Here is a 17,662-nt window from a genome sequence, read left to right as displayed (position 1 = left end):
GCCGATGGTACTGCAACCGAGAGGCTGTGGGAGAGTAGGACGCCGCCGGACATACTTTCAAGTAGCGCCACCCGCATCGCGGGTGGCGCTACTTGCATTTCAGGGGTGTTTGCTCGGCCCGATATCCGTCCACAGGACCCGCTCCGCCACGGCTGTCCCCAGGGTTCAGTCGACGCCCTGCGGCTCGTCGGTGCGGCCGTCGAGAGTCGCAGCTGGAGGTGATGTCATGACGACACACAAGCTGCCGGCCCGCGGGGCCGGGAAGGAAACCGAGCCCCCGGCGCCGACGGCCAACGAGGTCCGCCTCGTGGGGCGGATCTCGAAGACGCCGGAACGCCGCGAGCTGCCGAGCGGGGACGAGGTCTGGACGTTCCGGGTCGTCGTGCCCCGTGCGCTGTCGACACGCTCGCGTCGAGGCGTCGACGCGCTCGAGTGCGCCGCCTGGTCGGCGCGGGCCCGCCGGTCGGTGCGGACCTGGGCGGCCGACGACATGGTGGAGGTGACCGGGTCGCTGCGTCGGCGCTTCTTCCGGGCCGGCGGCTCGGCGGCGTCGCGGGTCGAGGTGGAGATGAGCGCTGGACGTCTCATCCGTCGCGCAAGGACCGGATGAGCACCCCCACACTCGGCTTGGGCTGGAACGAGGTGGCCTTCTCCGGGAGGAGGCGCTCGGCCGCCGCGATCCTCAGCACCTGCCCGAACTCCGGCGCCGGCATCAGGAGGGCGACCCCGCGACGGCGGGAGACCGCGTCGAGCGCCTCGTCCACGGCGTGCAGGTAGCTCGTGCTCGTCGGCGGCCTGCGGAGGGCGGCCACGAGGTCGTGATGCAACCACTCGACCGCGGCTCGGTCGGCGGTGAGATCCGGTCGGAGCGTGGCCCACGAGCTGCCGTCGGTCGCGATCAAGGCGTCCGGTCCGAGCGCGGCGACCGCCTGACGGCGCCCGCTCGGCTCGAACCTCACCCCGAGGGCCTCGGCGGCCTCGCGGACCGCCTCCAGTGACGTGCCGGTGAACAGGCGGTGGATGGCGCCCAGGAACAGGGGCGTGTCGTCCTGGTCCACGAGCATCGCCAGACCGGCCGCCACCGCCGGGCCGGGTCGGAGCTGCTGCATCCGGAGGTAGGCCGCATACCGGTGGTGACCGTCGGCGATGAGCGCTCGACTGGTGGCCAGCGCAGCGTCGAGCCGGGTGAGGTCGGCGGGATCCCGGACGGCCCAGAGGCGGTGCTGCTGCCGAGCGCGGTCCTCGAACTCGAGGTGCACGGGGCGCTCCAGGATGTCGGCCAGCAGCCGCCGGCTGTCCTCCGAGCCCCGGTGCACGAGCAGGATCGGCGCCGGGTTGACCTGCATCTCGGCCATCCGGGTCGCGAGCTCCTCGACCTGGGCGGGATGGATGCCCTCGTGGGGGAAGACCGCGATCTCGTCACGTGTCAGCGCCGGTCGGGAGACGTCCAAGGCGCCCACGAGCCCGCGGACCGTGATGCCCCCGGAGGTGTACTCGTGCAGGTAGACGGCCGGACGCGCGTCGTGCGTGACCTGCCCGCGCCGCTCCCAGCGGTCGAGACGCTCGGCCACGGAGCGGTAGGGGCGGGTGAAGGCCCGGATCGACGAGACGTCGCCGATCCGGCGCGGAGCCAGCGTGATCCCCCGGAACGGGAGGAGCCGCAGCGGCCCGGCGCTGTGGGGTGGGGTGACCACCTCCGCGCCGACGTCCATCGGAGCATCGTAGGGTGCCAGCACCAGGGGACCCGGAGGAGGTAGGCGTGCTCGGCTCGTCGGACGAGGTGCTGGCTTCGGCCTACGACCTGGCCATGCTCGACCTCGATGGCGTGGTCTACGTCGGCGGCGACGCGGTCCCCGGTGCCCCCGGGCACCTCGCGGCCGCCCGAGCCGACGGCATGCGGCTGGCGTTCATCACCAACAACGCCTCCCGTCCGCCCGGAGTCGTGGCAGAGCACCTGCGCCGGCTCGGGGTCGAGGCGGCCGAGGACGACGTGGTCACCTCGGCCCAAGCGGCCGCTCGCGTGCTGGTGGACCGCTTCGGCGCGGGTGCACGCGTGCTCTGCCTCGGCGCGGACGGGCTGCGGCAGGCCCTCGAGGCGGAGGCGTTGGTACCGGTCGGCCCCGAGGACGAGGCGGTCGCCGTCGTCACCGGCTACGGACCGGAGGTGCGCTGGGTCGAGCTGATGAGGGTGGCCGTCCGGATCCGCGAGGGTCTGCCGTGGGTGGCGAGCAACACCGACATGACCTTCCCCGCGTCGTTCGGGGTCGCTCCGGGCCACGGCGTGCAGGTCGAGATGCTCCGGCGGTTCAGCGACGTCACCCCCGTCGTCGCCGGCAAGCCCGAGCGGCCCCTGATCGACGAGACGGTGCGCCGCGTCGGCGGGCGGCGGGCGTTGATGGTGGGGGACCGTCTCGACACCGACATCGAAGGCGCCCGCCGGGCCGACGTCGACTCGCTGCTGGTGCTGACCGGTGTCACCGGCCTGCCCGAGCTGGTGGCGGCGACCCCCGAGCTCCGGCCCACCTACGTCGCCGCGGACCTGGCCGGCCTCCTCCAGGCACACGAGGTCCCGGCCCGTGCCGACGACGGTGGTTTCACACTGGGCGGGTGGCGCGCCGCGGCCGAGGACGGGGGCCTGGCGGTCACGGGTGCGGGTGACCGCGACGACTGGTGGCGGGTGGTGGCGGCCGCGGCGTGGGACCACCTCGACCGGGTCGGCGAACCGGTCGGCCTCTCCGGCGTGCAGGCGCCGGGGCGGTAGCCTCGGACCCATGAGCGAGGACCCGGACTTCACCGGACCCGACGACCTGGACCGGGCGCCCGACGTGGATCCGGCGATGGCGCCGGAGACCGAGCGCGTCCGCACCGGGATGGCGGACGTCGACGAGGTGATCGCCGCCGTCGAAGGGTTGGAGGAGCGCCCGATCGAGGAGCACGTGGGCGTGTTCGAGGCAGCCCACGACCGACTCCGCCGCGCGCTCGACCATCCGGCCGGGCCGGTCGAGCCGGCCTGACCGTGGCGCCTCGCAGACTGCGCCTCGACGCCGAGCTGGTCCGCCGCGGCCTGGCCAGGTCGCGTGAGCACGCCAGTGAGCTCATCGAGCAGCGCCGCGTCAAGGTCGGCGGCTCGGTGGCCACCAAGCCCGCGACCGGGGTCACCACCGACGTGGCCATCGTGGTCGCGACCGACCCCGACCGTCCCGACTACGTCTCGCGAGGCGGCCACAAGCTCGCCGGGGCCCTGGCGGTCTTCGAGCCGGCGGGCCTGGTGGTCGCGGGGCGCCGGTGTCTCGACGCCGGTGCCTCGACCGGCGGGTTCACCGACGTGCTCCTGCGCCACGGGGCGCGGGAGGTGGTGGCCGTCGACGTCGGGTACGGACAGCTCGCCTGGCGGCTGCAGCAGGACGAGCGGGTGAGCGTCCACGACCGGGTCAACGTCCGCGACCTCCTGCCCGAGACGATCGGCGGCGGCGTCGACCTCGTCGTGGGCGACCTCTCGTTCATCTCCCTCGCACTTGTGCTCGACGCGCTGATCGGGGTGACCGAGCCCGACGGAGACCTGGCGCTGATGGTCAAGCCGCAGTTCGAGGTCGGCAAGGAGCGCGTGGGCAAGGGCGGCGTGGTCCGCGACCCGGCGCTGCGTGCCGAGGCGGTGGCAGGAGTCGCCGCCGCGGCCGCGGCCCGCGGCTGGGGTGCCCGGATGGTCGCGACCAGCCCGCTCCCGGGCCCGTCGGGGAACGTCGAGTTCTTCTTGTGGCTGCGCCACGGTCCGGCGCAGCTCGACGCCGAGGCCATCCACACCGCGGTCAGCGCCGCCGCGCCGTCGGGGGTGCCGGGTGAGAGGGTGGACCCGTGACCCCCGCCGAGGACCCGCAGCCCCGCCGCGTGCTGCTGCTCGCCCACACCGGACGCGGCGTCGCGCGTGACGTGGCGCGGTCCTTCGCGAAGGCCCTCACGACCCACGGCCTGGTCGTGCGGGTGCTGGCCGAGGAGGCCGTCGAGCTGGGGCTGGAGGCCGACGTCGATGCCGTCGAGGTGGTCACCGAGGGCGACGCGAGCGCCGGTTGCGAGCTGGTGGTCGTCGTCGGCGGCGACGGGACGATCCTGCGGGCCGCCGAGATCACCCACGACTCCGGTGCTCCGGTGCTCGGCATCAACCTGGGACACGTGGGCTTCCTGGCCGAGGCCGAGTACGACGACCTCGAGTCGACGATCGACGCCGTCGTGCGGCGTCGCTACACCGCCGAGGACCGGCTCACGCTCGACGTGAGCGTGCACCTCGATGGCGAGGTCGTCACCCGCACCTGGGCCCTCAACGAGGCCAGCGTCGAGAAGGCCTCTCGCGAGCGGATGCTCGAGGTGGTCGTCGAGGTCGACGGACGCCCGCTGTCCCGGTGGGGGTGCGACGGCGTCGTGTGCGCGACCCCGACCGGGTCGACCGCCTACAACTTCAGTGCCGGAGGGCCGATCGTCTGGCCGGGCGTCGAGGCCCTGCTGATGGTCCCGATCAGCGCCCACGCACTGTTCGCCCGGCCGCTCGTCGTCGCGCCCACGTCCGTGCTCGCCGTCGAGGTGCTGGCCCGCACCGACGGCGCCGGGGTGCTGTGGTGCGACGGTCGCCGGACCGTCGACCTCCCGCCCGGCGCCCGGATCGAGGTGCGCCGGGGCGCCCAGCCGGTGCGGCTGGTGCGGCTCCACCAGGCCCCGTTCACCGACCGGCTGGTCGCGAAGTTCGGGCTCCCCGTCGAGGGCTGGCGCGGCTCGGCCGAGCGGCGCCGGGGTCTCGCCGAGGACCCGAGCTGGGAGACCGAGGAGCCGAGAGGCGCGGGACCGCATGCTTGAGGAGATCCGGATCAGCTCCCTGGGGGTCATCGACTCCTCCACCCTCGAGCTCGGGCCGGGCCTGACCGTGATCACCGGTGAGACCGGTGCCGGCAAGACGATGATCGTCACGGCCCTGGGGCTGCTCCTGGGGGGCCGTGCCGACAGCGGGGCCGTGCGCACCGGCGCCAAGACCGCCCGCGTCGAGGGCGTCGTGCGGGTCGGTGACCTCGACACGTTCGCCCGGGCGGTCGACGCCGCCGGGGGAGAGGTCGAGGACGAGCGTGTGGTCCTGGCCCGCAACGTGTCGGCCGAGGGACGCTCACGGGCCTTCGTGGGCGGTGCGTCGGTGCCGGTCTCCGTGCTCGCCGACGTCGCCGAGCCGCTGGTCGCCGTCCACGGACAGTCCGACCAGCACCGGCTGCTCCAGGCCCGCGCCCAGCGCGAGGCGCTGGACCGTTTCGGTGGCGAGACGATCGCCGCGCTGGCTGCGACGTACGCCGACCTCCACCGTCGTCTCGAGGCGACGGAGCGCGAGCTCGCCGAGGTCGTGGCGACCGCCCGCGAGCGGGCCCAGGAGGCCGACCTGCTGCGCTTCGGCCTGGGCGAGGTCGAGCGCGTCGCTCCCGAGCCCGGCGAGGACGTCGCGCTGGCCGCTGAGGAGTCCCGGCTGGGGTTCTCCGACACGCTGCGCACGGCCGCCGAGCAGGCCCGTGAGGCGCTCTCGAGCGAGGTGGGCGATCCCGACGCGCTCGCGACCACCGCGGCCGCCCGTTCGCTGCTCGACGGCGTGCGCGAGCACGACACCGAAGCCGGCGAGCTGGCCGACCGGCTCGCCGAGATCACCTACCTGCTCTCCGACCTCGCGGCGGACGTCGCCTCCTACGCCGCCCGCATCGACACCGACCCGGCTCGACTGGCCGCGGTCTCCGAGCGGCGTGCGGCGCTGACGGCCCTGACCCGCAAGTACGGCGAGACGATCGACGACGTGCTCGCCTGGGCGGAGCGATCGGCCACCCGCCTGCTCGACCTCGACCACACCGACGAGCGCATCGATCGGCTCCGCGCCGAGCAGGCCGAGCTGAGGCGCGGCCTGGCCGGTGCCGCGGCCGCGCTCTCCGCGGCTCGCACCGAGGCGGCCGGTCGCCTTGCCGAGGAGGTCACCGCCGAGCTGACCCTGCTCGCCATGCCCCACGCCCGCCTCGGCATCGAGGTCCGCCAGCACGAGGTCGACGAGCCCGCACCGGGCACCGACGGTCCGCTGCTGGTGGACGGCCGCTGGCTGCGGTTCACGGCCTCCGGCACCGACGAGGTGGAGCTGCTGCTGGCGGCCAACACCGGCTCCGAGCCGCGGCCGCTCGGCAAGGGCGCCTCCGGCGGTGAGCTGTCCCGGGTGATGCTGGCGCTCGAGGTCGCGCTCGCCGGCACCAGTCCGGTCCCGACGTTCGTCTTCGACGAGGTCGACGCCGGCGTCGGTGGCGCCGCTGCGGTGGAGGTCGGCCGCAGGCTGGCCCAGCTCGCTCGCAGCGCGCAGGTCCTCGTCGTCACCCACCTGCCGCAGGTGGCGGCCTACGCCGATCGCCACGTCGTGGTGGAGAAGTCCTCCGACGGCACCGTCACCAGCTCCGGGCTCAGCGTCGTCGACGAGGAGCAGCGGGAGCGCGAGCTGTCCAGGATGCTCGCCGGGCTGGCCGACTCCGAGTCGGCGCTGGCCCACGCACGTGAGCTGCTCGACGTGGCCCAGGAGGCCCGCTCAGCGCGGTGACCGGCGCCGCTCGGGCCGACGCGCCCGGGTGAGGGTGGTCCGTCGACGCCCTGGCGTCGGCTGGCAGCATGGACGCGGTCATGAGGATGCCTGTACGCCACCGTCCCGCCCTCGACCCGCCCGGAGTGGTGGGCACCGCCCGAGTCGACCGCCGCACCACAGCACTCCTGCCCCGACTGCGCCCCGGCGACATCGCCGTGATCGACCACGCGGACCTGGACCGCACCACGGCGCAGGCACTCGTGGACGCCGGCGTGGTCGCGGTCGTCAACGCGGCTCCGATGATCTCCGGACGCTATCCGTGCCTGGGCCCCTCGCTGCTCGTGTCGGCAGGAGTCCCGGTCGTCGACGGTGTCGGCCCGGACGGTCTGGCCGCGATCGAGGACCGGCAGCCGGTCCGCATCCACGAGGGCGCGGTGCTGGTCGACGACGTCCCCGTGGCCACCGGCCGACGGGTGGACGCCGAGATCCTCACCACGGAGCTCGAGGCCGCCCGCGACGGGTTGGCCACCCAGCTCGAGACCCTGACCCACAACTCGACCGAGTTCCTCCGGCGCGAGCAGGGCCTGCTGCTGCACGGGCTCGGCGTGCCTCGGGTCGGCACGCGGATCGCGGGCCGCCCGGTCGTGGTCGTGGTCCCGAGCCACGACCTCGACAGCGAGCTGCGGGCGGTGCGCACGTTCATCCGTGAGCAGCAGCCCGTGCTGATCGCGGTCGGCCGCGGCGCCGAGACCCTGCGGGAGAGCGGCCTGCGCGCGGACATCGTCGTGGTGGATGCCGGCGCCGATCAGGCGGAGGTCCCGAGCGCGAGGACGCTCAAGGCGGCGCGCGACGTGGTCGTCCGCGCGGACCCGGGCTCCGGCCGTACGGCGATCGATCAGCTCGAGCGCCTCGGCCTGCGACCGGTGCACTTCGAGTCCGCCGCCACGCCCGAGGACGCCGCGCTGATCCTCGCCGACGCCGCCGAGGCCGCCATCATCGTCGGGGTCGGCATGCACGCGACCCTGGAGGACTTCCTCGACCGCCGGCGCTCGGGGCTGGCCAGCACCTTCCTGACCCGGCTCAAGGTCGGTCCACGTCTCGTGGACGCCTCCGCCGTACCCCTTCTCTACGCCGGCCGAGTGCGTCCTCGGCATCTGTTCCTGGTGATGTTGTCCGGCCTCGTCGCACTCGCGGCGGCCGTGGGCGTCACGCCGGTGGGACAGGAATGGGCCGACGCCCTGGTCGACAGCTCCCTGGCCGACACCCTGCGAGGACTGCTCCCGTGATCTCCTACCGCCACCACATCGTCTCCCTCGTCGCCGTGTTCTTGGCCCTCGCCGTCGGGGTCGCACTCGGCGGAGGGCCGCTGAGCGAGCTCGGCCGCGACGACACGCCCGCGTCCGCGACGACCCGGCAGGACCGGGCCGAGACGGCCACGGCGACGTTCGCCGAGGAGTTCGCCGCCGCGGGCGCCGCGAGGCTGTACGACGGTGGCCTGCGCGACCACGCCGTCTCGATCGTGACCATGCCCGGCGCGTCCGGCGACGTCGTCAGCGCGCTCGGCGCGCAGATCGAGGCCGCCGGCGGCCAGGTCACCGGTACCTACGACGTGCTCCCGGCGCTCACCGACCCGGCCGAGAAGTCCCTGGTCGACACGCTCGGCAGCCAGCTGATGACCCAGCTCGGGTCCGGCGCGGTGACCGCGGACGCCTCGACGTACGTGCGGCTCGGCCAGCTGCTCGGCCTCGCGGTCGCCGCCGGTGACCTGCCCTCCGCGGACGCGACCTCGGTGCGCCAGAGCCTGACCGGCGCCGAGCTGCTCAGCTCGCCCGACGGCGCGGCTCGCGCCCCGCTGGTGCTCGTGGTGCTGGGAGAGACGACCAACCCGGCGATCCTCTCGGGGCTGGTGAGTGGCCTGGCGGCCAAAGCGACCGGCGTCGTCGTTGCGGGAGACGCGGTCTCCGCGAAGGGCCGAGGTGACCTCGCGCAGCTGCGCTCGACCCCGGCCGGCGACGAGGTCGCGACCGTCGACGGCACGGACTCGACCGTCGGCCAGATCACCGCGGTCCTCGCCCTGATCCGCTCGATCTCGGTCCAGGGCGGATCTTTCGGAGCGTCGGGTTCCGATGGACCCGTCCCTCTGAAGTAGACCAGACCCGGACCCGGACCCGGACCCGGCCCCCGACCCCCGACCCCGTCGGCTCCGCCACGCGCCTGGACGGCTGACTCCGAGGTCTGGCCGGTCTCCAGTGCAATTGTTCGGTTAGGCACCGATTACTGGTGGGTAGCCGGTGCCTAACCCAGCAATTGAACTCGACGACCAGCGCCCCCCGAGATCAGTCGTCCGGCCGCGGTATCCCCGGTCGCCGCGTCTCCGCCCCGTCTCCCTCCTCCGGCCTCCGCCCTGCCAGACACGCGCTGGTTGCGCCGCTCGCCATGACGGTTTCGGGGCCCGGATCCCGTAGGATCGAACTCCGTGAACCAGGCGACGCCCACCAAGCACGTATTCGTGACCGGAGGCGTCGCCTCCTCGCTCGGGAAGGGCCTGACGGCGTCCAGCCTCGGCAGCCTCCTGCGATCGCGTGGTCTGCGCGTCACGATGCAGAAGCTCGATCCCTACCTCAACGTCGACCCCGGGACGATGAACCCGTTCCAGCACGGCGAGGTGTTCGTCACCAACGACGGCGCCGAGACCGACCTCGACATCGGTCACTACGAGCGGTTCCTCGACACCGACCTCAGCCAGATCGCGAACGTCACGACCGGGCAGGTCTACTCGAACGTGATCGCCAAGGAGCGCCGTGGTGACTACCTCGGCGACACCGTCCAGGTGATCCCGCACATCACCAACGAGATCAAGGACCGCATCCTCGCGATGGGCGCCACCCAGGTCGACGGGCAGCCCGTGGACGTGGTGATCACCGAGGTCGGCGGCACGGTCGGCGACATCGAGTCGCTGCCGTTCCTCGAGGCCGCGCGGCAGGTGCGTCACGACATCGGCCGGGACAACTGCTTCTTCCTGCACGTCTCGCTGGTGCCCTACATCGGCCCGTCGGGCGAGCTGAAGACGAAGCCCACCCAGCACTCCGTGGCGGCCCTGCGCCAGGTCGGCATCCAGCCGGACGCCATCGTGTGCCGTGCCGACCGCGAGCTGCCGGCGTCGATCAAGAAGAAGATCTCGCTGATGTGCGACGTCGACCAGGAGGCCGTCGTGACGGCCGCCGACGCGCCCTCGATCTACGACATCCCCAAGGTGCTGCACCGCGAGGGCCTCGACGCCTACCTCGTCCGCCGCCTCGACCTGCCGTTCCGCGACGTCGACTGGACCGTGTGGGACGACCTCCTGCGGCGGGTCCACCACCCCAAGGAGGAGGTCACCGTCGCGCTCGTCGGCAAGTACGTCGACCTCCCCGACGCCTACCTCTCCGTCGCCGAGGCCCTGCGGGCCGGGGGTTTCGCGCACGAGGCCAAGGTGCACCTGCGCTGGGTGGCCTCCGACGAGTGCCAGACCCCGGCCGGCGCGGCTCGCCACCTCAGCGACGTCGACGCGATCTGCGTCCCGGGCGGCTTCGGCGTCCGGGGGATCGAGGGCAAGCTGGGCGCCCTCACCTACGCGCGCACCCACGGCATCCCCACGCTGGGACTGTGCCTGGGCCTGCAGTGCATGGTCATCGAGTACTCCCGCACGGTCCTCGGCCTCGAGAAGGCCGGCTCCACCGAGTTCGACCCCGACACCCCTGAGCCGGTGATCGCCACGATGGCCGAGCAGAAGGCGTACGTCGAGGGTGCCGGCGACCTGGGCGGCACGATGCGGCTCGGGCTCTACCCGGCGGCGCTCAAGGACGGGTCGATCGCGCGCGAGGTCTACGGCGCCGCCCAGATCGACGAGCGGCACCGGCACCGCTACGAGGTCAACAACGCCTACCGCGACCAGCTGGAGGCCGCGGGCCTGGTGTTCTCCGGCACCTCGCCGGACAACAACCTGGTCGAGTTCGTCGAGCTGCCCCGCGACGTGCACCCCTACTACATCGCGACCCAGGCCCACCCCGAGCTGCGCTCGCGCCCGACCCGGCCGCACCCGCTGTTCGCGGGCCTGGTCGGGGCGGCGATCGAGCGGCAGCGTGAGCTGCGGTTCCCGATCGACGAGTCGGGCCTGCGCCGCGAGCCCGCGCCCGACGAGGACTGAGCCGGTGCCGGAGCTCGCCGACCGGCGTGGTCAGTGGCCGGTCGCGGCATCCCGGACGGCCTACGACGGCGGCGGGTGGGTGGTGAAGGTCCGCGAGGACCGGATCCGACGGCCCGGCCACCCCGAGGACGAGCCGTTCACCCGGCTGGTCGTCGAGCACCCGGGGGCTGCGATCATCCTCGCGGTCGACGACGACGACCGGGTGCTGTGCGTGTGGCAGTACCGGCACGCGGTGGCACGGACGCTGGTGCAGCTGCCTGCCGGCCTGTGCGACGTCGACGGCGAGGACGCGGCCGAGGTGGCCAAGCGGGAGCTGGCCGAGGAGGCCGGCCTCGAGGCCCAGGAGTGGACGCACCTCGCCTCGACGTACTCCTCACCCGGCTTCTCGGCCGAGCAGAGCCACTTCTTCCTGGCGCGCGACCTGCGCGAGGTCGGTCGCGGTGACTTCACCCCCGAGCACGAGGAAGCCGAGATGGAGCTCGGCTGGGTGCCGTTCGCCGAGCTGCACGAGGCGGTCGCGAGCGGGAGGCTCGCGGACGCCCACCTCGCGACGGCGGTGCTTCTGGCCCGAGCACGGGGTCTGGGCGGATAGTGTCGCCGGTGGCCCTCACACCGTCGTGACGGCCTGACCCGAGCAGAAGGAAGCACGCGTATGAAGGTCGGTGTCCCCAAGGAAGTCAAGGTCCACGAGTACCGCGTCGCGATCACGCCGATCGGCGTGCACGAGCTCACCGCGCACGGCCACGAGGTCTTCATCGAGCGCGGAGCGGGGGAGGGCTCCTCCATCCTCGACGAGGAGTACGTCGCCGCCGGAGCTCATATCGTGCCCGATGCCGACACCGCCTGGGGCGAGGCCGACATGGTGCTCAAGGTGAAGGAGCCCATCGCGGAGGAGTACCACCGGCTGCGCGAGGACCTGACGCTGTTCACCTACCTGCACCTCGCGGCCGACAAGCCACTCACCGAGAAGCTGCTGGAGACCAAGGTCACCGGCATCGCCTACGAGACGGTGCAGCTGCCCTCCGGGGGACTGCCGCTGCTCTACCCGATGTCCGAGGTCGCCGGGTGCCTCGCGCCGCAGGTCGGCGCCTACTGGATGACGAAGGCCCACGGCGGCCGGGGCGTGCTGATGGGCGGCGTCGGCGGTGTGGCCAACGCGAAGGTCGTCATCATCGGTGCCGGGGTCTCCGGCCAGAACGCGGCGAACATCGCGCTCGGCATGGGTGCGGACGTCACGCTCCTCGACACCGACCTGGACAAGCTGCGGATGTCGTTCTGGCGCTACAACAACCGGGTGCACGGCCTCGCCTCGTCGAAGCTCGCCCTCGAGCAGCAGGTGACCGAGGCGGACCTCGTGATCGGCGCGGTGCTGATCCCCGGTGCGGCGGCGCCCAAGCTGATCAGCAACGACCTCGTCTCGCGGATGAAGCCCGGCTCGGTGCTGGTCGACATCGCGGTCGACCAGGGCGGCTGCTTCGAGGACACCCGGCCCACGACCCACGCCGACCCGACCTACCAGGTGCACAACTCGACGTTCTACTGCGTCGCCAACATGCCCGGTGCGGTGCCGAACACCTCGACGTACGCGCTCACCAACGCGACCCTGCCGTACGCCGTGGCGCTGGCCGAGAAGGGCTGGCGGCAGGCCTGCCGCGACGACCACAGCCTGGCGCAGGGCCTCAACACCTACGCGGGCCGGCTCACCAACGCTCCGGTCGGCGAGGCCGTGGGCATCGAGGCCGACGCGCTGGACGCCGTCCTGGCGTGACCGAGGCCCCGCCCGCCACGACCGCGCCGTCCGAGATCGGGCGCGCGGTCCGGACCTACCTCGACCACCTCTCGGTCGAGCGCGGACTGGCGAAGAACACGCTGACGTCGTACCGCCGCGACCTGCGGCGCTACCAGGAGCACCTCGCCAGCAGCGGCATCGAACGGCTCGAGGACGTCACGGAGGCCGTGGTCTCGGGCTTCCTGGTGCGGCTGCGCGAGGGCGACGCCGACCACCCGGCGCTGAGCTCGACCTCGGCGGCGCGGACGGTGGTGGCGGTGCGGGGCTTCCACAAGTTCGCCGTCGCCGACGGCCTCGCCACCATCGACCCGGCGAGCGGGGTGAAGCCTCCGACACCCGCCAAGCGGCTGCCGAAGGCGCTCCCGCTCGCCGACGTCGAGGCGATCCTCGAGGCCGCGGGTGCTCCGGGGACCACGCTGGCGCTGCGCGACCGGGCCCTGCTCGAGGTCCTCTACGGCACCGGGGCGCGGATCTCCGAGGCCGTCGGGCTCGACGTCGACGACCTCGACCTGGTCGAGGGAACGGTGCTGCTGCGCGGCAAGGGCGGCAAGGAGCGGATCGTGCCGGTCGGCTCCTACGCCCGCGAGGCCGTCGACGCCTACCTCGTGCGCGGTCGGCCCGAGCTGGTCGCGGCGGGCCCCTCGACGCGCTCGTCGGTCGGCGGCGCGCTGTTCCTCAACGCCCGAGGTGGTCGGCTCTCACGGCAGTCGGCGTGGGCGGTGCTCGTCAAGGCTGCCGAGCGCGCGGGGGTCACCAAGGACGTCTCGCCGCACACCATGCGCCACTCGTTCGCGACCCACCTGCTCGACGGCGGGGCCGACGTGCGCGTGGTGCAGGAGCTGCTCGGGCACGCCTCGGTGACGACCACCCAGGTGTACACCCTGGTCACCGTGGAGAACCTCCGTGAGGTGTTCGCGACCGCGCATCCGAGGGCTCGTGACTAGCCCGTGACCGACATCCTCGACGAGATCACCTCGGCGGCCGCTGCCCGCGGGCTGACCCTCTACCCCCACCAGGAGGAGGCGGTCCTGGCGGTGCTGGCCGGCGACAACGTCGTGCTGGCCACGCCGACCGGGTCCGGCAAGTCGTTGGTCGCGGCCGCCGCCCACCGCGCGGCGCTCGCAGAGGACCGGGTGTCGTTCTACACCGCACCGATCAAGGCCCTGGTGAGCGAGAAGTTCTTCGCGCTCGTCGAGGAGTTCGGCGCCGAGGACGTCGGGATGCTCACCGGCGACGCCTCGGTCAACGCCGACGCCCCGATCATCTGCTGCACCGCCGAGGTGCTCGCCAACATCGCGCTGCGCGAAGGTGCGCGCGCCGATGTCGGCCTGGTCGTGATGGACGAGTTCCACTTCTACGCCGAGCCCGACCGCGGCTGGGCCTGGCAGGTGCCGCTGCTGGAGCTGCCGCAGGCGCAGTTCGTCCTCATGTCGGCCACGCTCGGGGACATGTCCGAGATCGCCGCGGACCTGACCCGGCGCAACGGCCGCGAGACCACCGTGGTCGACGACGCCGTGCGTCCCGTGCCGCTGACGTTCTCGTGGGTGATGACCCCGCTCGTCGAGACGCTCGAGGAGCTGGTCACCACCGGGCAGGGCCCGGTCTACGTCGTCCACTTCACCCAGAAGGACGCCGTCGAGCAGGCGACCTCGCTGCTGAACGCCGGGTGGGCGGCCGCGCCCCGCGAGCAGCGCGACCTGCTCGCCGAACGCCTGGCCGGCGTGCGGTTCGGCGCCGGCTTCGGCAAGACCCTGGCCAAGCTGCTGCGCCGCGGCATCGGCGTGCACCACGCCGGCATGCTGCCGCGCTACCGCCGGTTGGTCGAGCAGCTCGCCCAAGCGGGGCTGCTGCGCATCATCTGTGGCACCGACACGCTCGGCGTCGGCATCAACGTCCCCATCCGCACGGTGCTGTTCACCGGGCTCGCCAAGTTCGACGGCAGCCGCCAGCGGATCCTGCGCACCCGCGAGTTCCTGCAGATCGCCGGCCGTGCGGGCCGAGCGGGCTTCGACACAGCCGGGTACGTCGTCGTCCAGGCACCCGAGCACGTCATCGAGAACGAGAAGGCGAAGGCGAAGGTCGCCGCCCGCCAGGCGGCCGGCAAGAAGAACTCCAAGGCACAGCTCCGCAAGCCGCCGGAAGGAACGGTCGTGTGGAGCGAGCAGACCTTCGACAAGCTGGTGGCGGGCGTCCCGGAACCGCTGGCCTCGCGGATGAAGGTCGACAACGCGATGCTCATCAACGTCCTGGCCCGGGAGGAGGACGCGTTCCCGGTCCTGCGGCGGCTCCTGACCGACAACCACGAGGACCGCCGCCAGCAGCTCCGCCTCGCCCGACGCGCCCTGCGCCTCGCGCGCTCGCTGGTGCGCTCGGGCACCCTGACCCGGCTCGACGAGCCCGACGAGCTCGGCCGGCGTTACGTGCTCACCGTGGACCTGCCCGCGGACTTCGCCCTCAACCAGCCGCTCGCGCACTTCGCGCTGGCCGCGCTCGACGTGCTCGACCCGGAGGCCGAGACCTACACCCTCGACATCGTGTCGGTCATCGAGGCGGTGCTCGAGGGGCCGCGTCAGGTCCTGTTCCAGCAGCAGCACGTCGCCCGGGGGGAGGCGGTCGCCGAGATGAAGGCCGACGGCCTCGAGTACGACGAGCGGATGGCGCTGCTCGAGGAGATCACCTGGCCACAGCCGCTCGCCGAGCTGCTGGAGGCGACGTACGAGATCTATCGCGAGCGGCACCCCTGGCTGCGCGAGGACGCCCTGCAGCCCAAGTCGATCGTGCGGGAGATGTACGAGCAGGGCATGACGTTCACCGACTTCGTCGCCCGCTACCAGCTGGCCCGCTCCGAGGGCCTGGTCCTGCGCTATCTCACCGACGCCTACCGCACGCTGCGGCAGACCGTGCCCGACCAGCACCGCACCCCCGAGCTCGAGGACCTCTCGGAGTGGCTGGGGGAGACCATCCGCCAGACCGACTCGTCGCTGCTCGACGAGTGGGAGGCCTTGGCCGACCCCACCCACGTGCGCGCCGACGTCGCTCACCACGAGCCGCCGCCACCGCCGCGGCCGATCTCCAAGCAGGACCGGGCGTTCCGGGTGATGATCCGCAACGCGATGTTCCGCCGCGTCGAGCTGGTCGCGCGCGACGACCTCGACGGGTTGATGGCGCTCGAGCGCGCGACGGCGGACCGCACCGACCCGCCCGGCGAGGTCGTGATGACCCGATCGCTGTGGGACGCCGCGATCGAGGACTACTACGCCGAGCACGACCGGCTGCTGGTGGACGCCGACGCCCGCGGCCCGGCACTGCTGCAGGTCGCGGAGGCGGGTCGCACCTGGCGCGTCACCCAGACGCTGCACGACCCTGAGGGGCACCACGACTGGGTGATCGAGGCCGACGTCGACCTCGACGCCTCCGACGAGGCGGGGGAGCTGGTGCTGCGCACGACCGCGATGCGACGGCTCGGCGGCTGATCGGCGCGATCGGCTCAGCGCAGGGAGCAGAGGGCGGTGGGGCAGGAGTCCAGCCACCGCAGGCCGCCCGACAGGGAGCTGATCTGGCGCTTGTAGAGGGGGTTGTTGGGCGGCAGGTCGTCGAACCACAGCAGCGCCCAGGCGGGCCGCTCGGTCAGTCCGCGGGCCGCGCGCGTGATGGTCGCCGGGTTCCAGGCGCCCGAGAGGCTGTCGCGAGGCCCCACCTCGGTCATCGCCATCCGCTTGACCCGGGCCGCCACACCCGCGTAGCCCCGCAGCGGGACGGCGTCGGTGGAGCTGCCGCGAGCGGCCTCGGGATCGTAGGCGTCGATGCCGGCGAGGTCGACCCTTCGCGGCAGCAGCCGCACCGGGTCGGTGACGCCCGAGTCCGTGACGGCGTTGAAGCTGTAGGCCCAGACGACGTTGTGCACGCCGGCGTCCCACGCCCGCTGCTGCAAGGCTGCCCAGAGGTCCTTGTACGTCGTGGGGTCGGGCCTGCCCCACCAGAACCAGCCCCCGTTGGCCTCGTGGAGGGGGCGGAGGACGACCGCGACTCCGGCGTCCTGGAAGCGGCGGAGCAGCTCGAGCTTGGCATCGACATCCGCCCAGAACCGCGCGTGCTCCGGGCTCGAGGGGTCCAGCAGCGCCGCCAGGTCGTGCCAGGCGCGATCGTCGAAGCGGCCGCCCGTGTGAGGGTTGGGCATGTGCCAGGAGGCGCTCAGCACCGCACCCTGCTGAGCGAGCCCCACGAGCGTGTCCAGGGGCGGCTGGGGGAACTCGTAGGTCTCGCCCGCCGCCAGCTCCTCGAGGTCGAAGCCGACGACCGCGACCCGGCGCCCGCCGAGCTGGGTCAGCGGGGCCAGGTAGTCGCGGTTGGAGACGTTGAGCTGCTGACCCACCCCCATCAGGCCCGCGGCCCGCCAGCGGTCCAGGCGAGCCGCGAGGCACGTGGCCGACAGGTCAGGGGTGGGGTCGACGAGCGGGACCGTCGGACGGCAGGACTCCGGTGGGTACACCTGCAGCCTGGTCGCTGCCGTGGCCCGGCGCGGCAGGGACTTCGTGGCCTCGGCGACCACTCGCAGCACCTGCGTTCCCACGGTGCTGGTGTCGAGCGGCAGGACCGCGCGGCCGCCGGCATCGCCCTTCGCGGTCGCGATCGGCTGCCAGGTGCCGTCCACGGCGCGCTGGAGCGTGAAGCTGCGCCCGGTGCGCACCGGAGTGGCCAGCGCGACCACCGAGCTCGGCTCGCCGACGGTGACGACCGGCGGAGAGAGCCGCATCGTGACCGTGTGCTTCGTGGTCGTCACCCGTTCGACCTCCGACGGGGCCGGGCGCGCGAGCGCAGGGGTCGCCCCCGAAGCGATCAGTCCCCCCGTGAGCAACCCCGCCAGCCAGGCCAGGACGGCCGCACGTGGGCGCACACCCTCAGTTTAGGACGCCGCCGGACAATCCGCGCGGCTACGCGACGATCGGTGGAGCGTCGGCGGCGTTCGCCTCGGTCTGAGTGACCCGCCACGCCGTCCCTCGGCGCCTGGCCACCGCACGCACCGATCGCCGCTCGCGTTCGCCCGTCTTGCCCAGCGACGCCCTCGGACGCCGCCGGACAATCCGCGCGGCTACGCGACGATCGGTGGAGCGTCGGCGGC

15 protein-coding genes are annotated in these 17,662 nt (G+C 73.0%); 13 read left to right on the top strand and 2 right to left on the bottom strand.

Going from position 1 to position 17,662, the window contains the following annotated elements:
- Positions 1 to 226: 226 nt before the first annotated feature.
- Positions 227 to 610 carry a single-stranded DNA-binding protein gene (locus tag Q0L15_RS11990; RefSeq protein ID WP_296604633.1) on the top strand — a complete coding sequence of 128 codons (384 nt, stop codon included), beginning with the start codon at positions 227 to 229 and terminating at the stop codon, positions 608 to 610.
- On the opposite strand, the gene Q0L15_RS11985 is transcribed toward Q0L15_RS11990, so the two are convergent.
- Complete coding sequence (locus tag Q0L15_RS11985) at positions 585 to 1,712, bottom strand: DUF1015 family protein (protein ID WP_296604631.1); 1,128 nt, start codon at positions 1,710 to 1,712, stop codon at positions 585 to 587. The two genes, Q0L15_RS11990 and Q0L15_RS11985, sit on opposite strands and share 26 nt — an antisense overlap.
- Positions 1,713 to 1,759: 47 nt before the next feature.
- On the opposite strand from Q0L15_RS11985, the gene Q0L15_RS11980 reads away from it, so the two are divergent.
- From Q0L15_RS11980 to Q0L15_RS11925, 12 genes are all read left to right on the top strand, one after another.
- Positions 1,760 to 2,761: an HAD-IIA family hydrolase gene (locus Q0L15_RS11980; RefSeq protein WP_296604630.1), complete on the top strand. Its 1,002-nt coding sequence runs from the start codon at positions 1,760 to 1,762 to the stop codon at positions 2,759 to 2,761.
- Between the two features lie 10 nt (positions 2,762 to 2,771).
- The gene (locus Q0L15_RS11975) at positions 2,772 to 3,014 is read left to right on the top strand and encodes a hypothetical protein (RefSeq protein WP_296604628.1); all 243 of its coding nucleotides are present in this window, start codon (positions 2,772 to 2,774) and stop codon (positions 3,012 to 3,014) included.
- 2 nt (positions 3,015 to 3,016) lie between these two features.
- On the top strand, positions 3,017 to 3,856 hold the full coding sequence (locus Q0L15_RS11970; protein WP_296604626.1) for a TlyA family RNA methyltransferase: 840 nt from the start codon (positions 3,017 to 3,019) through the stop codon (positions 3,854 to 3,856).
- A complete protein-coding gene (locus Q0L15_RS11965; protein ID WP_296604625.1) occupies positions 3,853 to 4,842 on the top strand; it encodes an NAD kinase in 990 nt (329 codons plus the stop codon). Before Q0L15_RS11970 ends, Q0L15_RS11965 begins: the two co-directional genes overlap by 4 nt.
- Positions 4,835 to 6,586 carry a DNA repair protein RecN gene (gene recN / locus Q0L15_RS11960; protein WP_296604623.1) on the top strand — a complete coding sequence of 584 codons (1,752 nt, stop codon included), beginning with the start codon at positions 4,835 to 4,837 and terminating at the stop codon, positions 6,584 to 6,586. Before Q0L15_RS11965 ends, recN begins: the two co-directional genes overlap by 8 nt.
- Positions 6,587 to 6,666: 80 nt before the next feature.
- Positions 6,667 to 7,854: a putative cytokinetic ring protein SteA gene (gene steA / locus Q0L15_RS11955; protein ID WP_296604621.1), complete on the top strand. Its 1,188-nt coding sequence runs from the start codon at positions 6,667 to 6,669 to the stop codon at positions 7,852 to 7,854.
- Entirely contained in the window at positions 7,851 to 8,717 is an 867-nt protein-coding gene (locus tag Q0L15_RS11950; RefSeq protein WP_296604619.1) for a copper transporter, read from the top strand. The genes steA and Q0L15_RS11950 overlap by 4 nt, the downstream gene beginning before the upstream one ends.
- A gap of 327 nt (positions 8,718 to 9,044) precedes the next feature.
- A complete protein-coding gene (locus Q0L15_RS11945; RefSeq protein WP_296604617.1) occupies positions 9,045 to 10,754 on the top strand; it encodes a CTP synthase in 1,710 nt (569 codons plus the stop codon).
- A 4-nt stretch (positions 10,755 to 10,758) separates the two neighbouring features.
- On the top strand, positions 10,759 to 11,346 hold the full coding sequence (locus tag Q0L15_RS11940) for an NUDIX hydrolase (protein WP_296604616.1): 588 nt from the start codon (positions 10,759 to 10,761) through the stop codon (positions 11,344 to 11,346).
- 60 nt (positions 11,347 to 11,406) lie between these two features.
- Complete coding sequence (gene ald, locus Q0L15_RS11935) at positions 11,407 to 12,522, top strand: alanine dehydrogenase (protein WP_296604615.1); 1,116 nt, start codon at positions 11,407 to 11,409, stop codon at positions 12,520 to 12,522.
- A complete protein-coding gene (xerD, locus tag Q0L15_RS11930) occupies positions 12,519 to 13,487 on the top strand; it encodes a site-specific tyrosine recombinase XerD (protein ID WP_296604613.1) in 969 nt (322 codons plus the stop codon). The genes ald and xerD overlap by 4 nt, the downstream gene beginning before the upstream one ends.
- A 3-nt stretch (positions 13,488 to 13,490) precedes the next feature.
- Positions 13,491 to 16,016: an RNA helicase gene (locus tag Q0L15_RS11925; RefSeq protein WP_296604612.1), complete on the top strand. Its 2,526-nt coding sequence runs from the start codon at positions 13,491 to 13,493 to the stop codon at positions 16,014 to 16,016.
- 14 nt (positions 16,017 to 16,030) lie between these two features.
- Here the strand turns inward: Q0L15_RS11925 and Q0L15_RS11920 are convergent, their stop codons facing one another.
- Positions 16,031 to 17,323 carry a glycoside hydrolase family 26 protein gene (locus Q0L15_RS11920; RefSeq protein WP_296604611.1) on the bottom strand — a complete coding sequence of 431 codons (1,293 nt, stop codon included), beginning with the start codon at positions 17,321 to 17,323 and terminating at the stop codon, positions 16,031 to 16,033.
- Positions 17,324 to 17,662: the final 339 nt, after the last annotated feature.

This window comes from Nocardioides sp., assembly GCF_024509035.1.
Lineage (GTDB): Bacteria > Actinomycetota > Actinomycetes > Propionibacteriales > Nocardioidaceae > Nocardioides.
This window is presented reverse-complemented; position numbering and strand designations above follow the sequence as displayed.